This window comes from Phycicoccus elongatus Lp2, assembly GCF_000367525.1.
GTDB classification, from domain to species: Bacteria; Actinomycetota; Actinomycetes; order Actinomycetales; family Dermatophilaceae; genus Phycicoccus_A; species Phycicoccus_A elongatus.
On the sequence record NZ_HF570956.1, the window covers coordinates 2,995,557 to 2,998,091 of the forward strand.

A 2,535-nucleotide genomic window follows, 5' to 3' on the forward strand; every position below is an offset into this window, starting at 1 on the left:
CTGTCCCGCGTCAAGAAGTTGGCAGGTTTTCGGGCTCGGGAAAGTTGGGTGTCGCCGGGTCAGCGAGGCCCAAGTGGACCTCTCGGGGCCTGTTCCAGGCCAGCGCCTCGTGCGGCCGGTGGGTGTTGAACTCGATGCGGAACGTCTCGGCTTCTCGGACCAGGTCGAGGGCGTCGTCGATCTGCTCGCGGTACAGCCGCTCGTACTTCAGCGACTGGAACGCGCGCTCTCGCACGCCGTTTTGGCCCGGCGACCTCACGCGGGTGCGGACGTGACGCAGCTCGGGTCGCTTGGTGATGAAGGACTCGAAAACGAACGAACGGAACGGGCCGCCGTTGTCGGTGACCAGGGTGATCGGGACGATCTCGCCGGTGTCGGGGTCGGTCAGGTACTCGATGAGCGACTGCCCGTCCGGGAGCAGCCGCTCGGCCTCGGCCAGCGCCAGCTCGACGGCCTCGATCGCGTCGTGCTTGTTCGCCGTCGGCGACCAGTGCCACCCGAACTCGTACTTCGACCAGTAGTCCGCGACGCCGGCGACTCGCCAGGTTCCGCCGGTGGTGGTCTCGTACTCGCTGAAGTCGAACTGCCACACCATGTTCGGCCCGGTCGGAGGCGCCGCGAACGCGGCCTTGCGGGCTGCGGCGAGTTGACGTCGTTCCCGCTGGTAGGACGCGGACAGGAGCAGGCCTTCCTCGGCGAGCACCCGAAGAACGGTCGACTGGGAGAGCCGGTGTCCGGCGTGGCGGGCCATGGCCCACACCTTCCGATGTCCCCATGCCGGATGCTGCCCAGCCAGCGACGTCACGACCTCCCGGTGCGCGTCGCGGGCCGGCGCCGGCCACGGTCCTTTCGGCGGATGCCCAGCCCTGGCCTTGGCCTGCCACCGCCGGTACGTCCGTTCCGGGATGCCGACCAGCTGGGTGAACCTCGCGGTCGGCATCCCCTCGCTGACGCGGACTACCTCGAGGTCCGTGAAGGGCCCAAACGGCCCTCCGCGCTCTTCTTCCACACCCGGATCTCGACCGCGGCCTCACCCAGCGCCCGGGTCAGGTCATCAACCTCGGCCTCCAGCTGGGCCTCCCGAGTCGACGGACCGGTCTTCCCAGCAGCCAAGGCGGACTTGCCGGCCTCGATGAACTCGGCCTTCCACCGCCCAATCGACTGCTCGGACACCTTCTCCTTGCGGGCGGCCTCGGCGATCGAGACCTCCCCGGCAAGGATGCTCAACACGATCCGGGACTTCTTCTCCGGCGGAATCACCGGTGGTCGCCCCATGGCACACCTCCCTGACTCAGGCGCCGATCATGCCCTCATAACCGGCCTGCCAGAAAGTCTGAAGCGGGACAGTCCCACCCACGACCACACCTCGCACCCGACCACAGCCATACATGTGTCCCCCGGCGAGATCTGTCTCTTGGGTATGCCGGGGGCTCACGAAGCCATGAACCACACGGACCGCGGGCGAGGGCGGATCCCCTGCTCGCCGAGGATGGTCAACATGGATTTGGGTCGCATGGCGTCGGCCCAAACCCATCGGGCGACGCGATTGTCACGTCGCCGAAGCCGATCCTCGCGTTGCTTCTCTTGCCAGAGAATTTCCGCAGCCTCCTCAGGCGTGGCCCCCTCGGGCACCTTGTACTTCAGCTTCCCGTCGAACTCACCGACGACGCCGCCCCAGTCGAAGTCGACGTAACCGATCAAGCCTGCGGAGTCCTCGTGCGCCACTTGGAGTTCCGGCTTGGGCAGGTTGGCCAGGAACATCTGTGCCCGCGAGAGGCTCTCACCGGCCGACATCGAGCCGGGATCGGCGAGTTCGCCGACCAGTCGCGCCTGCACACTGCCGGTAACACCCGGGGCCAGCGCGGCGAGCGCATTCGCCAGGTCCTCGCGCGTGCACATGTCATGCCGCAGGGCGTGATCAGCGGCAGCCAAACCCGCCCCCAGGTCGCCGGTCTTCGCCAGCGCAACAACGGTGTCCGCAACGGACGTCAGCCGGAGCCCCTGATGCTGGGCTTCCGCAACCGGTGGCGTGCTGTGTCGCACGATCAATCCGGTCGACCTGGCGACGCCATCGACTTTGGTCACATGACATCTCCGCGGCCACGCACCAATGCGCGGCAGTCCCCACAACACTGCTGCGGACTCGTGGGACAACAACGGTGGCTTCTCCGGATCACACCGGAGCACGGTCGCGTGCACGAATGCGGCATACCTCTGGTCGATCGAAAGCCGCTGCCAGTCCGCGGCCTCGATCCAAACGCCGTGGCGAACGGCGACATGGGTGGTCCGGGTGGGCTCGATGCCGCGCAGCCGGAGGTCGCCGGCGACTCGCAGCACCGACGGGTCGAAAGGCTCCGGCGGGGTCGATTGCCTTGGCGTGTCCATCACCTGAGCATGCCCGTTCAGCCGAGGGCGTCCGGCGCGTTATCCACAACCACAGATCTCGCAGCCGACCCCACCCATACCTATCGTCGGGCGCGAGATCTGTCCGATCCCGGAACACAACTCGCAGCGGACCACAGGTATACCTGTGGT

Annotated in this window: 3 protein-coding genes; all 3 read right to left on the bottom strand. The window is 67.3% G+C overall.

What is annotated here, in order from left to right; all coding sequences use genetic code 11:
- Window positions 1-10: 10 nt before the first annotated feature.
- On the bottom strand, window positions 11-751 hold the full coding sequence (locus BN10_RS14490) for an integrase core domain-containing protein (protein ID WP_324603510.1): 741 nt from the start codon (window positions 749-751) through the stop codon (window positions 11-13).
- A gap of 206 nt (window positions 752-957) precedes the next feature.
- Window positions 958-1,275, bottom strand: a complete 318-nt coding sequence (locus BN10_RS14495) for a helix-turn-helix domain-containing protein (RefSeq protein ID WP_010850074.1) — start codon at window positions 1,273-1,275, stop codon at window positions 958-960.
- 156 nt (window positions 1,276-1,431) lie between these two features.
- Window positions 1,432-2,385, bottom strand: a complete 954-nt coding sequence (locus tag BN10_RS14500) for a hypothetical protein (protein ID WP_010851999.1) — start codon at window positions 2,383-2,385, stop codon at window positions 1,432-1,434.
- Window positions 2,386-2,535: the final 150 nt, after the last annotated feature.